Here is a 16,553-nt window from a genome sequence, read left to right on the forward strand (position 1 = left end):
TTAACGTCATAGAGAGGCTTTCAATTCCCTGTTTTTACTACGATAAGGAGGCGAGGCTATTTGATTAGTTTTGTATTGATGTCGACGTTGAAATCATGCATTCCTTAGCCTTTTTCCCCAGTTAAACATTTCGTGTGTGCCTGTGTGTAGCGCTGACTGACGTTTCGGGGAAAACCACACTTTCTTGCTACTCACTTTCTTAGGGTCTGTTGACCTTTGGTGTTCATTTCACTGACTCGGGTTGAATAGTTGGAGCTGTCATTCTCGAGATAAACAATTCGATCCACCGTATCAAACAGGCGGTCGTCATGGCTGACAATGACCACAATCTTGGATTGCCTTTGGGTACGGATAATATCGATAAGTAGCTTCACCGCTTCGCTGTCCAGGTTATTGGTAGGCTCATCCATCAATAGAATCGGTGTATCGCGCAATATGGCACGCGCGAGGCCCAGCTTTTGAATTTGGCCTCCTGAAAGCTCTGAATGCGCGTCTTTGATGACATGATCAATGCCTTTATCAAGTCGCTCAATCCATTGATTCAGACCGACGAGAGCCAGAGCGTGATGGATGTTTTCTTCCTCAACATCCATACCGAAAGTGACGTTGTTGCGAATAGAATCGGAGATGATGTGAATTCGCTGCGGCACCATCGAAATCCATTCAGATCGGTTTGAAAGCGTACTTAGGGGCGTTGAATCCAACCTGATATGCCCTGACTGAGGCTGTAACTCTCCGCTGAGTATGGTCAGCAACGTTGATTTACCCGCACCGTTACCGCCATTGATCAAATGGGCGCGGCCCCGATCAAAGGTGAGGTCAAGGCTGCAAAACAACGGATAATCATGTTGATAGGAAAAGCTCATTCCCTCTATTGCCATGTTTTCGATGAAAGCAGAAGGATTTGCTTGAAGCTCGGTGTGGTCAGGAAAATCCCGTTCAGATTGTACCTTCGCTAAATCACATAACTCTTTTACGCGCATTAAGGCTGTCAATTCATTCGGGAGGCTTGAAGCAAATTCAATAATTCTGATCAGCGACGGCACCATCAAATTCAACGTGGCGGTATAGGTGATGATTAAGCCTATAGTGAGCTGTTCTTCAATCACCATCGCACCGCCCAGATACCAGATGATGACCATGGCGAGCATAGGGATACCCATGATGATCATGTTGACCTTGGTATCATACAACTGACGGGTAAAACGCTTATTTTCCAGCTTTTCAACGGCTTGTCGGCAATACCGCAAAAAGAAATGTTCAGAGCGGTACAGTTTTATTTCTGCATCAGATTCAATCGTTTCTTGTACGACAGTTATCTTTCTTGCCGAGGCGTTAGTTTCCTCTTTGGAAGAAGACCAAAGGGCGCCATCAAATCTTAAGTAAACCATGACAGCAGCAGGCAGGAGGACAAGCAGTATGGCGCTCAATTGCCAGTTCAGGAAAAATACGATTACCAGCAGCACCACTGACAAGACAAGATGGTGAATCGTGCTTGATAAGCCATAAGGCATAATGACTTCAAACTGGTCGATATCCCTAGTTACCCGGGACAAGAGATCACCGTTGTTAATTTTAAGTCGTTGATTGTAGTTCAACCCCAGAATGCTCTTTATCACATCCTGATTGAACTCAATCATAATCTCTTTACGCACCTTTAGGCGAAACCATGCGTTAACGTAGCTTAAAATCAGGTAACTGCAGTAAAGCATAGCGAGTAAGAATACCGTCTTGAGCAGCAAGTTTGAATCTGAGCTGGGAAGGACTTGGTCGATGAGATGACCAGACAAATAGGGAAGCGGCGCTTGAGATGCGGTTAACAACAAAGCCAACAGCAAAAATGACAAAGAATGAGATTTTCTCTTTTTATAGATAAGTTGATATAAATAGGAAGCTCTTGTCACAGTTTTATTCTAAATGCAAAGTGAAAACGCTTTTACGGTAATATAAAAAAGAAATACGTGCATTCACTAATCTCACAACTAAAGCATAAAAAGGGGATGATAAAGCATCCCCTGATTTTAAAGTCAGAATACCAAATTATAACAGGTATTATTCAGACAAGTTTAGAGATATGGAATCTGCTGTAAAGATATTAAGGCGTACAGCAAGGTCCTGGCTTTTCAGGTTCCTTCTTAGTAGCGAGTACAGGACCTTTTTTTGCGATAAAATTGATTTTCTTCATCATATTTCCCTTTTGTTAATTAAATTAATGATTAACGGAATCAATATATGCATATAGTTTATACGCTAAACAAATGCAACTACATTGTTGAGGAGGCGTTTTTAATTGTCAACTCTGTGTCAAAACAGAATTGTTTTTATATCACTGATGGTGTTTATAATTTTCTAATTGCCTTTTCATTGTCTAACAACTTTTTTCTCATAAATTTATCAGTACTTTTTAATCATTTAATATTAAATTCGAGTTATGACTAAAACTCGAATTTACGTGACCGATTTTGTGACTATTGATGGGTGATATCATCTAACATGCTGGTATGGATAGGTATACATTACCGACTAGTAGTGCATACTTCATGGTGTATTACGCCTTTGGGCAAGGGTGAGTATCTGACTGGCATCAATCCGGTGTGAGTGAATCCAACACTTTCATTTCTGCCTAAAACTCACCCTTATCCGATACTCCTTTTCTAGCGTGGGTAATGTCTAGAAGTCGAGAAGCTCACCAAGGCCTGATTCCACATCAGACCTTGGATTTATTTTCCTTCTTTTTCCACCAGAGTTTTCAGTCTTTCCGGCAACTTGTTAATTAGCTTGGGATCGTCGGTCAGCATCTGTTCCAACAGTTCTCGCGCTTGTTGTTCCTGACCTTCATCAAGCAGTCTTTCAACGTCTGCAAACTCAGTGATGATGGATTCTTCCAGTTCCATCTCCATTTGGGGCAGAGATTTCGCCGCCGCGGGTGAATTGCGGAAGAAACGCTGTTCCTCTGGTTTTGGTGGCAATACTTCCATTGACCGCACCGCATCGGCTTCATGGTCAGACAAGGCTTCTGGGCTGATGAATGCAGGGGCGTTCCTTGGTTCGATATCAGGTTCGATAATAGATTCGATACTTTGAGGCGTTTCTAGGGTGTCATCCACCCACTTCCACGGTGCCAGCAAAGCGATAAAAGCGACCGTTGCGGCGGCACCTGCATAGGTCCACCAAGGTATGTGTTTTTTGCTCTGACTGTTTGCATGGGTAAGGATGCGATTGTCTAAGTCTTTGCTTGGTGTTTCTGTCGCGCTTTCCTTGTACAGCGCGACGATGTCTTCGTCTTTGATTGGCGCTGTCATTGTCGGTCTCCGAGTTTTTTTGTCAGGCACTGGCGAAGTTGATCCATAGCATAGCGAAGCCGGGTTTTCACAGCCTCCGCTTTCGCGCCGACGATCTCGCATATTTGTGCTGGCTCAAAGCCTGCTTCATGACGAAGTAGAAATGCTTCCCTCTGCAAAGGCGCGAGCAGTGCCATACAGGCTTTGATGGCAGTTTGCTTATCGCCGTCCCAATCGGGGACTTCGCTCTGATTGTCGTCCAATGATTGAGCATAAGCGCTGGATGACATCATTTTTCGGTGTTCATCAATCACCAGATTATGGGCAATGTGATACAGCCAGGTGGTGAACTTGGCGGTCGGCACATAGCTTTTCCGCTTATCAATCACGCGGTACCAAACATCCTGATATAACTCTTCGGCACGGGCGTGTTGCGCCGTATCCAATTGACGGACGAAGTAGCGATATAGCGGATTTTTATGGCGTTGATAGAGTTCAGCAAAGGCGCGCTGGTCACCTTTGCTGAAGTTCACCATCAATGTTTCGTCGGTTTGTTTATCCATGGATGCCTGTTAACGAATGCCCCTAAAGGTTCTGCGCAATCTCCACCAGACTGATAAATTCGCCGCGGTAGTTGAATGGGTCTTTGCCCCGGTTTTCACGCGCGATATCAGCTATTTGACTGTAGGCTAAACCATCCACATAGTGATTGTCTTTGAGCTTCTGCGCAAAGGCGGCAACCGCAGTGGCAAACTGGAAATCCGCACTGGCCTGAGTGAATGTTGGCTTGCTTTTGCTGGCATTAATCACCTGAGTGGTGAGCTGGCTTTTGTCTTTGCCGGGCAGCTTATATCGGACTTTGACCTGGGCGAGTTCGTCACTGTGTGAGGCCTCGTCTGTCTTTTTCTGCTGATAGCGCAGATCGTCAATGCGTCCTTGGTCACCAACCAGTGTCAGTTCATATAAGGCGGTGACTGTGTGTCCTGCACCGATTTCACCAGCGTCGACTTTATCATTGTTGAAATCTTCATCACGCAGCTTACGGTTTTGGTAGCCAATCAGGCGGTATTCCTTAACCGTGTCTGGATTGAACTCGACCTGGATTTTCACATCTTCCGCGATGCTTTGCAGTGTGCCGCTCATCTGTCGCAACAGTACCTTTTGCGCTTCGTGCAAGGTATCGATATAAGCATGGTTGCCGTCGCCGATGTTGGCGAGTTGCTCCATCATGGCATCGTTGTAGTTACCACGTCCAAAGCCCAATGTGGTGAGAGAAATGCCGTTCTCGCGTTCTTCTTCCACCCGATCTTTCAGCGCATCCAAGCTGGTCACGCCGACGTTGAAATCACCGTCTGTCGCCAGAATCACGCGGTTTACGCCATCTTTAATAAAGCCTTTCTTCGCTTGCTGGTAAGCCAGTTTGATCCCGCTTTCACCATAGGTGCCGCCGCCTGCTTGCAGGCTTTTAAGTGTATCGACGATCGCTTGTTGGTTGTCGCCGCTGGTGGGCTCGAGTACGACGGAGGCATTCCCCGCATAAGTCACCAGACTCACTTTGTCTTTCTCTCCAAGGTTTTTAGCGAGCAGAGAGAGGCTTTGTACCAACAGCGGCAGCTTATTGGGTTCATTCATGGAGCCTGACACATCTACCAGAAACACCAGATTCGATGCTTTACGCTCGTTGACCGGAATGTCGTAACCCTTGAGTGCAATGCGCATTAGCTTACGTTCCGCATTCCATGGCGCTGGGGCAAGTTCAGTGCTGACAGAAAAAGGTCTGGTTTTGGTTACAGGTGTTGGGTAGGCGTAATCAAAGTAGTTGATGAAGGCTTCTTCACGAATGGCGTCTGCTGGCGGCTTGTTGCCCATCTTCAGGTAACTGCGAACATTGGCGTAACTGCCTGTGTCGACATCTACAGAGAAAGTCGACAAGGGTGACACTGTCACTAATTGAGTGGCGTTACTTGGGGTTTCTAGGTAGCTATCTCGGTTTTCAGGTTGCACGTAGGGATCGACACCTGGCATTGGCATCACCATAAATTGGTGATCGGTAGCAACGCGGCTATACGCCATTTTGGAGGTTGGAGTAGCGGGTAGTGGATTCGTTGCATCCATGACTTCCAGCTCCACCAATTCTTCCTGAACCAGAGGTGGCTCCTGTTGAGGCGAGGTTTGAGTGGTGTCGTGGATGGACTCTGAACAGCCGACAACCACGGTCAGTGCTGTGACGATAGCGATAGTGACTTGATTGAATTTCATATACCGATTCCTTTTTCTTGCTGGTTTGTCGGTATAAACGGGCGAGTGGGTGAGAGGGGTGAAATTTTTTCTGCCTTTTTAAAATTCGATAGAGCGGGGCTAGTTCAGAGTAATGTTTGCTCAAAAAGTAACCAATGCGGCGGATGTATCTATAAATGCTCTCATTTGCAGATTATTACATAGAACATTTCGTTATTTATCACAAAAAAATGTATGAGTTACATTTGGCTCCATAAAACGAAACACCTTACGAACAATACGTGAACCCGACGGAAGGTGTTTTAGGAAAAATAACAATTGGAGTTGTAACCATGCCTGCTATGAAAAACGTTTTGCTTGCTACTGTCGCACTTGCAGCAAGCTTCACTTCGACCGCTTCGCTTGCCCAAGAAGAAATTAAAGTGGGTATGTCTGGCCGCTATTTCCCATTCACGTTTGTGAAAATGGACAAGCTGCAAGGCTTCGAAATTGATGTATGGAATGAAATTGGCGAGCGTGCGGACTACGACGTTGAGTTCGTGACTGCAAACTTCTCTGGCCTTTTCGGCATGTTGGAAGCGGGTCACATCGACACCATCAGTAACCAAATCACCATGACTGACGCGCGTAAAGCAAAATACGCTTTCTCTGTTCCTTATGTGGTGGACGGTGCGCAGGTGGTTGTACGTAAAGGCCGCGAAGACATCAAAGGTATCGAGGATCTGAAAGGCAAGAAAGTCGCGGTTAACCTTGGCAGTAACTTTGAGCAACTGCTGCGTAACTACGACAAAGCCAACGAGATCAACATCATCACTTACGATTCTGGTTTCGAACAAGATGTGGCACTGGGTCGCACCGATGCGTTCGTGATGGACCGTGTTTCTTCAGCACAGCTTATCAAGAAGTCTGGTCTGCCTCTGCAACTGGCGGGTGAACCGTTCGAAACTATCCAAAATGCAATGCCATTCCTGAACACTCCTGAGAAGCTGGCTATCAAAGCGAAAGTGGATCAGGCACTGACTGAAATGAAAGCTGATGGCACCCTCAGCGAGATTTCAGAGAAGTGGTTTGACTCTGACATCACGCAATAATGCAGAGCTTCGATTTTAACTACATGCTGGAGTTGTTCCCGATACTGGTGAAGTATCTGGGAATAACTCTGGAAATGTCACTGATTGGCTTTGTGATTGCTCTGGTGCTGTCGGTGCTGCTGGCACTGGTAAGGGTGTTCAAAGTCAATGTGCTCGACTCTGTCGTTGCCGTGTACATTTCGTTCTTCCGCGGTACACCGCTGCTGGTTCAGCTCTTTTTACTGTATTACGGATTGCCACAGGTCTTCCCGATTTTCGTAGGGATGGATGCTTTCACTGCCGCCGTGATTGGTTTGTCGCTCCACTTCTCCGCCTACATGGCAGAAAGTATTCGCGGTGCGATTCTGGGGATTGATAAGAACCAGATGGAAGCCAGCCTGAGTGTCGGCATGACTGAACTGCAGGCAATGAAACGTATTATCCTGCCGCAGGCAGCGCGCGTCGCAACCCCTTCATTGATGAACTATTTCATCGACATGATCAAAAGTACTTCACTGGCGTTCACGCTGGGTGTGGCGGAAATCATGGCGAAGGCACAAATGGAAGCCTCTTCGAGCTTTAAGTTCTTTGAAGCCTTCATGGCGGTGGCTTTGATTTACTGGCTGGTGGTGATTTTCTTCACCCGTATTCAAACGGTGATGGAAGTCCGATTGAACAAGGCGTATGCACGATGATTGAAGTGAAAAATTTGAGCAAACGCTTTGGTGATGTCGAAGTGCTGAAGCAAATCGACCTCGACGTCAAACAAGGTGAGATTGTGGTGATCATCGGTCCGTCTGGCACGGGAAAGTCAACACTGCTTCGTTGCCTGAACTACCTGGAAGTGCCAAGTGGTGGTGAAATCCAGATTGGTGATGTGCGTGTTAACGCTGGCAAGGTATCGAAAAGCGAGATTCACCAGCTTCGTAAACAAAGCAGTTTTGTATTCCAGAGCTATGCATTGTTCGCGAACAAAACCGCACTGGAAAACGTGGCGGAATCGCTGATCACCGTGTGGAAAGAGCCAAAAGATAAAGCGTTGGAAGCTGCACGTAAATTGTTGGTCAGCGTCGGAATGGAAGCGCATTTAGAGAAATACCCTGCGCAACTTTCCGGTGGTCAGCAGCAACGTGTCGGCATCGCCCGTGCCATGGCCTGTAAAGGCGAAGTGATTCTGTTTGATGAACCTACGTCAGCACTCGACCCTGAATGGGTAGAGGAAGTGTTGACGGTAATGAAAGCACTCGCTAAGCAAAAGCAAACCATGATTGTGGTGACCCACGAAATGCAGTTTGCCCGTGAGATTGCCGACAAGGTGATCTTTATGGAAGGCGGCGTGATTGTCGAACAGGGTCCACCATCCCAGATCTTTGGTAATCCTCAAAACGAACGCACGAAAGCCTTTGTGGCACGCGCGGCGTAACGAATTCAACTGTTCCCCCTGGTTGATGTTCCATTAAAGTAAAGCCCCTTAATCTGGCCGATTAAGGGGCTTTTTCTTACCAAAGGTCAACAGCCCCTAGCCAACGTTGCTATCAAAGGTCTTCAAGGAAACTTGGGAAGGAGTTAATGGCGTATTCAGCCTGCCACGCCATCAAGTCCAGGGTGTCGTCTGTCCAGTCAATGTAAAACAGCGCCATAAACCCATTGATGTCGTTATCAATGCTATTCCAATCATTCGAATTAACCCTGAACACAGGTTGGGCAAGGAACTGCAATTCTTCTTTCAATGGCGTCGTGAAGTGGCGGGACAGACCTGTATTAAGGAAAAACAGTGGCGTAAAGCGGGCAGCTGAAAGGTAGAAAATATTGCCATACTGTTTTGAATCTATGCCGATCACGTCGGCATCCTGCTGCAAATCGCCATCAGAAACGAATTCGCCTTCCAGATTGTAGTTGGTGATTCTACGGGCATTGGTTGACCAAGTAGATGCGGAAACTCCTGCATTCGTCATGGATTGTTTTATCTCTGCCAGAACCGCATTACCAATACCTGATGCATCGAAAATGGTGGCTGGTTTTCCAGTGCGAATGGCGGCAACTGTTGCCAAGCCCCCACCGAGACTGTGTCCCGTGTAATGGATGTTGTAGCTGCGGTATTTGTTGGCAAGCCGCGCTGACTCAGAAATTGCAAAGCGATACTGTGGTGGCACTTCACCTGCGGCCATAATGCCGTTGTTTACCCAGTCAGAAGTTCCCAGTTCGCTGCCACGGAAAGCAATTACTGCGTTGCTGCCACTGGTATAAACAGCAGCGTGGAAGCCTGTGCTGCTGTCGTGGATGCTTTCCGTCAGTGCCCATCCGCGTGGTGCGCCCCAGCTTTTGTAGACATACTCTGCAAACGCCAAATAGTGCAGCGCTTCACCTGCTTGATTGACGGAAGGAGGCTGGTGGGTTTTATACGTCGTGCCTGTGGTATTGGCGGTGTGGGTCATGTTCGGATTCAGTATGGAATCGACATACGCGCCAATATTACCCAACTCTTCCTGAGTGGTTGCTGATGCGGACTGAATGGAGAAACCCATCAGAATGGCTAACGAACATGCGGTGATCTTCTTCATGAGAAACTATCCCTTTATTGATGATTGACGATACTGCCTTGTGTCAAGTTGATACTTAACGTATCGATATTCATCCTAGGAGGTCTGAAATATCCTGCTAGCCCAAAATTGAATCAATAATAAGACTACTTAAAATTAGTAGGGTTATTGTGTTTGATTGCAGGTTTGAATGGTATTAACTATTTGAAAATAATAGGGATGTATCTTTCTGGGATAGGCGGAAAAATGATGGAATTACAAGCTAAACAAACCTGCCGACATCATGGGTAATGTAGCAGGATAGTCGTTGGGCGGATAGGCAAAAAGTGGGCTTAACCTTCCTTCATTAGGGCTTCTAAATCCCTCGCTGCACGACGCAGCTGGGGTTCGAATTTTAACAAGTCATCCAACGAACTTCGGAACACGGGGGCATGGGTAAACAGACATGCATGTAACTGTCCGTCTTCATTTCGTATAGGCACCGCTATAGCAGCCATACCATCTACAAACTCTTCATTGTCGATGCCGAGATCCTGTTTTTCTATTTCGGTGAGCGCACGTTCCAAGTCAATGGGATCTGTAATCGTATTCTTGGCATGTCGCTCCAGACTCATATTATTGATAAGTCGCTGCCGTCGTCGTTTTGACAGGGTGCTGAGGTAAAGTTTGCCACTGGCGGTGCACCAAATCGGCGTATGACTGCCGGTCTGCAGATTAATCTGCAATGGCCAGTTGGTTTGTACACGGTCGAAATAGATCATGTCGACACCATTTGGCAACGAGATACCACAGGTTTCACCCACTTCATTGGCGAGCTTTTGCAAAATCGCCTGTCGAATAGCTTTAAAGTGTGTGGTGTGTAATACACCGAGCGCGATGTCATGCATACGGTTGGCTGGTACAAGGTTTCCACGCATGTTGGTTTGTACAAAGCCTTCCCGTTCGAGCTGTTGCAGCAATCTGTGAATGCTGGGTTTAGGAATATCGAGCATGATTGACAGTTCGGCTGGACTCGGCGGCCGCTCTGAGCAGGAAATTGCTTCGATAATTTCCAATACACGGGTTATTGATGAGGCTTTTTCGCGTCTTTCTGTCGTCATCCCTGCACCTGATTCAGTCGATATGGTGAAAGTATATCCGCATTAGACTGTATACCCAAACAACCTGAAGATGCCGGATTCAGCGAGTTTGACTGGCGTTGTGATCACGGCGTCCCTTTGTAGGTGTAGTCACCTCCATCAAAAAGGGACAACAACGAGCACGACGTCAGTCAACTCGCCCGAAGGGAGGCCCTCAATGCGCCCACTTCTTCGTTAAATTCCACGGAAATAGAACCACTATTCCTCGCGAAATTTGCCTTGAATTGAACGCATTGATGACCTCTGAATGCGAGCACCTTCAGGTCGTTTGGGTATAAACCGTATTGTCGGGGCGCACCTGTATAAGCTCGCTCACACAAGTGGGCCCCTTAAGTATCACGCTTTCACACTATTTCATCACTGGCATTGAAAATGACACACCCTCTCGCACGGCTTCGGAAGGCCAGCGCTGGGTGATGGTTTTTCTTCGTGTATAGAAACGAACGCCATCTGGACCATAGGCACTTAGGTCACCGAAGAAGCTGCGTTTCCAGCCACCAAAACTGTGATAAGCGACGGGAACCGGCAAAGGCACATTGATGCCGACCATGCCGACTTCAATATGATCCGAAAAATAACGTGCAGCCTCACCATCGCGGGTGAAAATACAGGTTCCGTTTCCGTATTCGTGATCATTGATGAGCTGCATGGCATCAGCCATGGTCTCAACGCGAACCACCTGTAAAACCGGGCCAAAGATCTCTTCTTTGTAGCTCTCCATTTCCGGTGTAACGCGGTCAATGAGGGTCGCGCCAACAAAGAAGCCTGATTCGAAACCTGCAACCAAAGGCTCTCGACCATCTACAACAACGTCTGCTCCCTGTGTTTCGGCGCTTGAAATCAAACGCATCACGCGGTCGCGGTGCGCGCCGGTAATCACAGGACCGAAGTCATTGTTGTTGTCGTTACAGGCCCCAACGCGAAGATCTGTCATTTTCTCTTTGAGTTTGGCGATGAGTGCGTCGGCGGTGCTGTCACCAACAGCAGTAACAACAGAAAGCGCCATGCAACGCTCACCCGAAGAACCAAACGCAGCGCCAAGAAGCTGGCTGACGGCGTTATCTAGGTCAGCATCCGGCATCACGATGGCGTGGTTTTTTGCCCCACCCAATGCCTGACAACGTTTCCCAGCAGCACTTGCACGGGAGTAAATGCTTTCTGCCACGGGCGTTGAGCCGACAAAGCTGACAGCGCTGATGTCTTTGTGGTCGAGCAGGGCATCAACCGTGCCTTTGTCACCGTTGACCACATTCATCACGCCCGGTGGCAATCCGGCTTCCTGCAACAACTGGGCGACGAAAAGTGTCGAGCTTGGGTCGCGCTCTGAAGGTTTGAGAATAAAGCAGTTCCCACAGGCAATGGCGAGAGGGTACATCCAAAGTGGGACCATGACTGGGAAGTTGAATGGAGTGATACCGGCAACGACACCAAGGGGTTGGAATTCACTCCAGGCATCAATGCCCGGCCCCACGCCGCGGCTGTGTTCGCCTTTGAGAAGTGTCGGGATCCCACAGGCGTACTCGACGTTCTCAATGCCACGCTGAAGCTCACCCAGTGCATCATGTTTAATTTTGCCGTGTTCGTGGCCAATCATTTCGCAGATGGTGTCCGTATTATCTTCCAGCAGTTGCAGAAACTTCTGCATGATTCTGGCACGGCGGATTGGCGGCGTATTACGCCAGGCCGGATAAGCCTCTTTGGCAAGCCGTACCGCTTCGTTGACGGTTTTGGCGCTTGCTACATCGACTTGTGTTGCCACATTGCCAGTGGCGGGGTTGTATACGGGCAATGCGGTTTGCCCCTCGGTGATCAAAGCACCATTTATCAGATGTCCAATCGTGTTCATGTTTAACTCCCTTTAGTGGATAAGGTACTTGGGCTTACTGCCAAAGCTGGCTGTAAATATCGACCATCTCTTTATGGCTAGGTAATCTCGGGTTGTTGGCGGGTGAACCTGACGCCATCGCCTGCTTAGCCATGGTGTCCATGCTGGTAAAAAAGGCGGTTCTGTCGATGCCAAAGCCTTCTGGCGTTGGTACATCCAAGTCGCGGTTGAGTGCGTGCAACTCGTCGAGCAATTTTTGACATGCAAAGTCAGTGTCATCCTGTGGGTCAGCAACGCCCATGGCTTTTGCACAATCGGCGTAGCGCTCTGGCGCTGCGGGTAAAGAAAAAGCGGTGACAGAAGGCAGCAACATGGCGTTTGAAAGGCCGTGGGGCACATGGAATAACGCACCAATGGGACGGCTCATACCATGCACTAAAGCTACTGAGGCATTTGAAAAGGCGATGCCTGCTAGGGTTGCGCCCAGCATCATGTCAGCTCGCGCCTGAAAGTCATTACCGTTCTGGCAAGCGCGCCGGAGATTAGGCGCAATTAAGCGCATCGCTTCTCTGGCGTGGTAGTCGCTGAAAGCATTGCCTTTTCGGCTAACGTAAGACTCGATCGCGTGGGTCAGAGCATCAATGCCTGTATCTGCGGTCATTCGCGTGGGCAAGGTATGGGTAAGCTCGGCATCCACCAACGCTGCGGTCGGCATAAATGAGGGGCCGACGCAGAGCATTTTCTCATCGTTCTCTGCATCCGTGATGATGGTGAAACGAGTGACTTCTGACCCAGTTCCGGCCGTGGTTGGGATCGCCACCAGTGGTAATGCCGTTTCTGACACAATGCGTGGGAAACGGTAATCACGCATTTCACCCCCAGAACCAGCCAATACAGCCATGGCTTTGGCACTGTCAATCACGCTGCCGCCACCCAATGCAATGAGGCAATCATAGTTTCCAGTGCTGATGGCGTTAACACCTGCCGCGATGGAAGCATCAGTGGGTTCAGGAATGGTGTCATCAAAGACCGTGGATTGAATCTCTTTCTGTTGCAGCAGACTTTCCACTTTCGCGGCCTGTCCCAGTGTTACCATGGTTTTATCAGTAATGATGATGGGACGATGGCAGCCAAGCGCACGCATCATATCCGGTAGCTTTTGTAATGCACCGTCGCCAATTTCCATCAGGCGCGGAAGAATAATCGAATGAGACATAACGACTCCTTGTGAATCAATATGTGAACCAGTCACAAATAACTTTCTTGGGTAAAAGCGATAAATCAGGGCGAATAGACCACCTTGGGTAGCCAGGTCACGATGGATGGCATCCAAAACACGATCGCGAGACCGAGTAGCTGCAACAGAATGAAAGGCACCACACCACGATAGATATGGATGAGGTGAATACCTTTAGGCACAACGCCTTTTAGGTAGAAAAGGGCGAAGCCGACAGGCGGCGTCAGAAAAGACGTTTGCAGGCAAACCGCAAACAGCACCGCGAACCACACCAGATCAAAGCCCAACGCACTGACCACCGGTGCCACCAAAGGCAAAATGATGAGGGTGAGTTCAATCCAGTCGAGGAAGAAGCCGAGAATAAAAGTCACGACCAGAATGGCAATGACGATGCCGCTGGGTTCGAACGGCAGACTGGTAAGAGCTTTCTCTATCAGTTCATCACCACCCAATCCGCGTAGGATCAGAGAAAACGCGGTCGCACAGATAATCAACGCAAAGATAAATGCCGTGGTTTTGGTGGTTTCCCTACCCACTTCGCGGACAACCTCGAGCGTCAGCTTTCCACGGGCGAAGGCCAAAATCGTTGCTCCCAACGCGCCAACACCGGAGGCTTCTGTTGGTGTCGCAATACCCATAAAGATAGAGCCAAGCACTGCAATGATAAGCGCAGCAGTCGGCAAGGCTGCACTTAGCGCACTGAAAATGACTTTCAGGCTGATAGGCTCGGCGTCTTTGGATACTGGTGCGATATCAGCACGGAGGTAACCCAGAGAAAGAATGTAGGTAACGTAAAAGCCCGCGAGCATTAGCCCGGGAAACACTGCGCCAAGGAACAGATCGCCAACAGATACGCCAATGCGATCGCCCATCATCACCAGCATTATGCTGGGGGGAACCAAAATCCCGAGCGTGCCGGTTGATGCGACTGTGCCACAGGCCAACTCCTTGCTGTAGCCATCACGCATCATCATTGGCATTCCCAGCACTGCCAGCAATACGACAGATGCGCCGATGATCCCGGTGGACGCTGCAAGCAAGAGCCCGACAAAGGTAACTGTGACTGCCAGTCCACCTCGTACGCGACCAAAAAGACGCACCAGATTGCCCATTAGATCTTCGGCTGTCCCGGATCTGTCCAGCATCAGGCCCATAAAAATGAACATGGGCAGGGCGACCAATACCCAGTTGGTCATGATGTCCCACATTCTTGGGACGACCAGTGAGGCGTAATTCCAGTCGATTCCGATAAAGGCATCGAACCATTCATCTGCCAACATGGCGACAGGCACGAATACCAATGAGATGCCGCAAAGCACCCAAGCGACCGGGAAGCCGGTAAACAGCAGCAGGATAAACATCCCGAACATGATGAGGACGAGAATTTCATTCACTTCCATGACGATGACTCCTCTCGCTCATTGTCAACATCAGCTTTGGGTGTGTTAGAACTATTGGAAAACAGCAAAGCGCAGATGCGGCTGACTTTGGATAGGGTGGCGAACGCAAGCAGCCCGAAAGCAAGGAGCAAGACTGCTTTCATCGCCCATCGATAAGGCAATCCACCCGGTGCGGTAGAGACTTCGCCGAGCTCCCATGAGTAAAGAAAGAAGGGAATCGCATACCAGAACACCAGCACCAGAAATGGCATCAGCAGAATGATGAGGCCAAGCAGTTCGATTTTGGCTTGGGTTCTGAGTGAAAAGCGCTCGCGCAGCAAATCAACCCGGACATGGCTGTCGGTGACCATGCAATATGAGAGGCCAACCAACCAGCCAAGTGCGTAAAGGTGCCACTGCAGTTCTTCAAATTCGATGCGGCCTTCACCCAGTAGGTAGCGCATCGCCACATTGATAATAATGACCAACATAAGCACCACCCATACCCAGGAAAATGCGTTACCCAGGCGAAGTAAGAAGCCATCAAGCGCGCGCGAGAGTCGGGTTTCTGGCAGTGCTTCGGTGTCTTGTGAGGCAGAGCTTTGATTATTGTTTTGCATAGCGCATCCTTGCCCAAAAGGGGCTCCCCAGCGCATGTGGCGGGGGAGCGGTTAGGTCATCCCAGTTGATGAATTACTCGAAATCCCTTGGCAGGTAAGCCATCTGTTTCCAGAGTTTGTAGTTGCCGAGGAACTTCTGTTGGGAAGCGTAGATGCGTTTGAAGTCAGGATCTGAATCTGCAATTTCCTGCATCACTTCGGTGGAAAGCGAATGCAGGGATTGCAGCAGTTCGGGGTTGAGGGTGCGGGCTGTAACCCCTTTTTCTTCAAAGCCCGCGAGCACTTCACCTTGCAGCGACTCACCGCGGGTGAGGGCACGGAATGTGCCTGCGGTGCATGCCATGTCGATGGTGGCTTTCGTGGATTCATCCAGTGCATTCCAGACATCCTTGTTAATCACGAGGTGGGAGGCTGTGAAGGTCTGGTGCCAACCGGGGAAATAATTGTTCTTGGCGATTTTGTCGAAGCCCATCAAGCTATCGATAGCAGGCATGGAGAACTCAGATGCATCAATCGCGCCTTTTTCCAGCGCCGGGAATATCTCGCCACCTGGCAGAACAGTGACAGAAGCGCCCGCTTTTTGCAGGACTTTACCGCCAATACCTGCGAAGCGGATTTTGAGCCCTTTGAAATCGTCGAGTGAGTTCATCTCTTTGGTAAACCAGCCCGCCGTTTCTGGACCGATCACGCTACACAGCACAGGATGAACACCGTGTTTACCGTAGAGTTCTTCAGCTAACTGCTTGCCTTCACCCTCGTACCACCAAGTCGCGTATTCCCATGGCTCCATGCCAAAAGGCACCGCGGCAAATAAAGCGGCAGCGGGGATTTTGCCTTGGTCGTAACCTAACCAGGTGTAGCCGGCATCTATCTGCTTGTTTTTGATGGCCTCAGTAATACCAAAAGGCGGGACCAGTTTGCCTGGTTCATAGATTTTGAATTTGATATTGCCATCAGTGGCTTTATCCACCTGTTCTGCGACCTGAGTAATGGGGTCGCCCAGTGCGGGTAAGTGGGTGCCAAATACTGCCTGAACTTTCCAGCGAATCTTTTCCTGGGCCAATGCTGGTGTCGCAACGACTGACGCCATAGCTGCACCTAAAAGCACAGCAGTCCATGTTTTTCTTCCCTTTAACCAATTACTTCTCATTGCCTTGGTCCTCATTGTTGGCCACCCCATCTGGGCAACCTCGTCCTGTTTTTAATTAAAACGATACATTATTT

At 48.9% G+C, this 16,553-nt stretch carries 14 protein-coding genes; 3 read left to right on the top strand and 11 right to left on the bottom strand.

Going from position 1 to position 16,553, the window contains the following annotated elements; genetic code table 11:
* Positions 1–191: 191 nt before the first annotated feature.
* From QL223_RS00810 to QL223_RS00825, 4 genes are all read right to left on the bottom strand, one after another.
* On the bottom strand, positions 192–1,847 hold the full coding sequence (locus QL223_RS00810) for an ABC transporter ATP-binding protein (RefSeq protein ID WP_239643965.1): 1,656 nt from the start codon (positions 1,845–1,847) through the stop codon (positions 192–194).
* A gap of 873 nt (positions 1,848–2,720) precedes the next feature.
* Positions 2,721–3,302, bottom strand: coding sequence for a hypothetical protein (locus QL223_RS00815; protein WP_002538296.1), 582 nt, complete (start codon positions 3,300–3,302; stop codon positions 2,721–2,723).
* Entirely contained in the window at positions 3,299–3,844 is a 546-nt protein-coding gene (locus tag QL223_RS00820; protein WP_002538298.1) for a sigma-70 family RNA polymerase sigma factor, read from the bottom strand. The genes QL223_RS00815 and QL223_RS00820 overlap by 4 nt, the downstream gene beginning before the upstream one ends.
* Positions 3,845–3,866: 22 nt before the next feature.
* Positions 3,867–5,540: a VWA domain-containing protein gene (locus QL223_RS00825; RefSeq protein ID WP_002538299.1), complete on the bottom strand. Its 1,674-nt coding sequence runs from the start codon at positions 5,538–5,540 to the stop codon at positions 3,867–3,869.
* Positions 5,541–5,851: 311 nt separating this feature from the next.
* Between QL223_RS00825 and QL223_RS00830 the strand changes: the two genes are divergently transcribed.
* The 3 genes from QL223_RS00830 to QL223_RS00840 are packed head-to-tail and all read left to right on the top strand — an operon-like array spanning position 5,852 to position 8,012.
* Complete coding sequence (locus tag QL223_RS00830; RefSeq protein WP_002538302.1) at positions 5,852–6,610, top strand: amino acid ABC transporter substrate-binding protein; 759 nt, start codon at positions 5,852–5,854, stop codon at positions 6,608–6,610.
* Positions 6,610–7,284, top strand: coding sequence for an amino acid ABC transporter permease (locus QL223_RS00835; protein WP_002538304.1), 675 nt, complete (start codon positions 6,610–6,612; stop codon positions 7,282–7,284). The genes QL223_RS00830 and QL223_RS00835 overlap by 1 nt, the downstream gene beginning before the upstream one ends.
* Positions 7,281–8,012 carry an amino acid ABC transporter ATP-binding protein gene (locus tag QL223_RS00840; RefSeq protein WP_002538305.1) on the top strand — a complete coding sequence of 244 codons (732 nt, stop codon included), beginning with the start codon at positions 7,281–7,283 and terminating at the stop codon, positions 8,010–8,012. Before QL223_RS00835 ends, QL223_RS00840 begins: the two co-directional genes overlap by 4 nt.
* 112 nt (positions 8,013–8,124) lie before the next feature.
* Here QL223_RS00840 and QL223_RS00845 read toward each other — a convergent pair whose 3' ends face one another.
* From QL223_RS00845 to QL223_RS00875, 7 genes are all read right to left on the bottom strand, one after another.
* Complete coding sequence (locus QL223_RS00845; protein WP_002538307.1) at positions 8,125–9,150, bottom strand: Mbeg1-like protein; 1,026 nt, start codon at positions 9,148–9,150, stop codon at positions 8,125–8,127.
* A gap of 311 nt (positions 9,151–9,461) precedes the next feature.
* Complete coding sequence (locus tag QL223_RS00850; RefSeq protein WP_039849889.1) at positions 9,462–10,229, bottom strand: IclR family transcriptional regulator; 768 nt, start codon at positions 10,227–10,229, stop codon at positions 9,462–9,464.
* Between the two features lie 388 nt (positions 10,230–10,617).
* On the bottom strand, positions 10,618–12,114 hold the full coding sequence (locus QL223_RS00855) for a CoA-acylating methylmalonate-semialdehyde dehydrogenase (protein WP_281543570.1): 1,497 nt from the start codon (positions 12,112–12,114) through the stop codon (positions 10,618–10,620).
* 34 nt (positions 12,115–12,148) lie between these two features.
* Positions 12,149–13,309 (bottom strand): iron-containing alcohol dehydrogenase, encoded by a 1,161-nt coding sequence (locus QL223_RS00860; RefSeq protein WP_002538313.1) that lies wholly within the window; start codon positions 13,307–13,309, stop codon positions 12,149–12,151.
* A 65-nt stretch (positions 13,310–13,374) separates the two neighbouring features.
* Entirely contained in the window at positions 13,375–14,730 is a 1,356-nt protein-coding gene (locus QL223_RS00865) for a TRAP transporter large permease subunit (protein WP_281543571.1), read from the bottom strand.
* Positions 14,721–15,329, bottom strand: a complete 609-nt coding sequence (locus QL223_RS00870) for a TRAP transporter small permease subunit (RefSeq protein ID WP_002538316.1) — start codon at positions 15,327–15,329, stop codon at positions 14,721–14,723. Before QL223_RS00870 ends, QL223_RS00865 begins: the two co-directional genes overlap by 10 nt.
* 73 nt (positions 15,330–15,402) lie before the next feature.
* Positions 15,403–16,419 (bottom strand): TRAP transporter substrate-binding protein, encoded by a 1,017-nt coding sequence (locus QL223_RS00875; protein WP_239643966.1) that lies wholly within the window; start codon positions 16,417–16,419, stop codon positions 15,403–15,405.
* Positions 16,420–16,553 lie beyond the last annotated feature (134 nt).

Origin of the sequence: Grimontia sp. SpTr1, from assembly GCF_947387585.1 — a bacterium.
GTDB classification, from domain to species: Bacteria; Pseudomonadota; Gammaproteobacteria; order Enterobacterales; family Vibrionaceae; genus Enterovibrio; species Enterovibrio indicus.

What these genes read in the sequence shown, in the direction of transcription:
- QL223_RS00845 (WP_002538307.1), bottom strand. Translation starts at nt 9,150, where the DNA reads ATGAAGAAGATCACCGCATGTTCGTTAGCCATTCTGATGGGTTTCTCC.
- QL223_RS00875 (WP_239643966.1), bottom strand. Translation starts at nt 16,419, where the DNA reads ATGGCGTCAGTCGTTGCGACACCAGCATTGGCCCAGGAAAAGATTCGC.
- QL223_RS00825 (WP_002538299.1), bottom strand. Translation starts at nt 5,540, where the DNA reads ATGAAATTCAATCAAGTCACTATCGCTATCGTCACAGCACTGACCGTG.
- QL223_RS00820 (WP_002538298.1), bottom strand. Translation starts at nt 3,844, where the DNA reads ATGGATAAACAAACCGACGAAACATTGATGGTGAACTTCAGCAAAGGT.
- QL223_RS00850 (WP_039849889.1), bottom strand. Translation starts at nt 10,229, where the DNA reads ATGACGACAGAAAGACGCGAAAAAGCCTCATCAATAACCCGTGTATTG.
- QL223_RS00815 (WP_002538296.1), bottom strand. Translation starts at nt 3,302, where the DNA reads ATGACAGCGCCAATCAAAGACGAAGACATCGTCGCGCTGTACAAGGAA.
- QL223_RS00855 (WP_281543570.1), bottom strand. Translation starts at nt 12,114, where the DNA reads ATGAACACGATTGGACATCTGATAAATGGTGCTTTGATCACCGAGGGG.
- QL223_RS00865 (WP_281543571.1), bottom strand. Translation starts at nt 14,730, where the DNA reads ATGGAAGTGAATGAAATTCTCGTCCTCATCATGTTCGGGATGTTTATC.
- QL223_RS00860 (WP_002538313.1), bottom strand. Translation starts at nt 13,309, where the DNA reads ATGTCTCATTCGATTATTCTTCCGCGCCTGATGGAAATTGGCGACGGT.
- QL223_RS00870 (WP_002538316.1), bottom strand. Translation starts at nt 15,329, where the DNA reads ATGCAAAACAATAATCAAAGCTCTGCCTCACAAGACACCGAAGCACTG.
- QL223_RS00830 (WP_002538302.1), top strand. Translation starts at nt 5,852, where the DNA reads ATGCCTGCTATGAAAAACGTTTTGCTTGCTACTGTCGCACTTGCAGCA.
- QL223_RS00840 (WP_002538305.1), top strand. Translation starts at nt 7,281, where the DNA reads ATGATTGAAGTGAAAAATTTGAGCAAACGCTTTGGTGATGTCGAAGTG.
- QL223_RS00835 (WP_002538304.1), top strand. Translation starts at nt 6,610, where the DNA reads ATGCAGAGCTTCGATTTTAACTACATGCTGGAGTTGTTCCCGATACTG.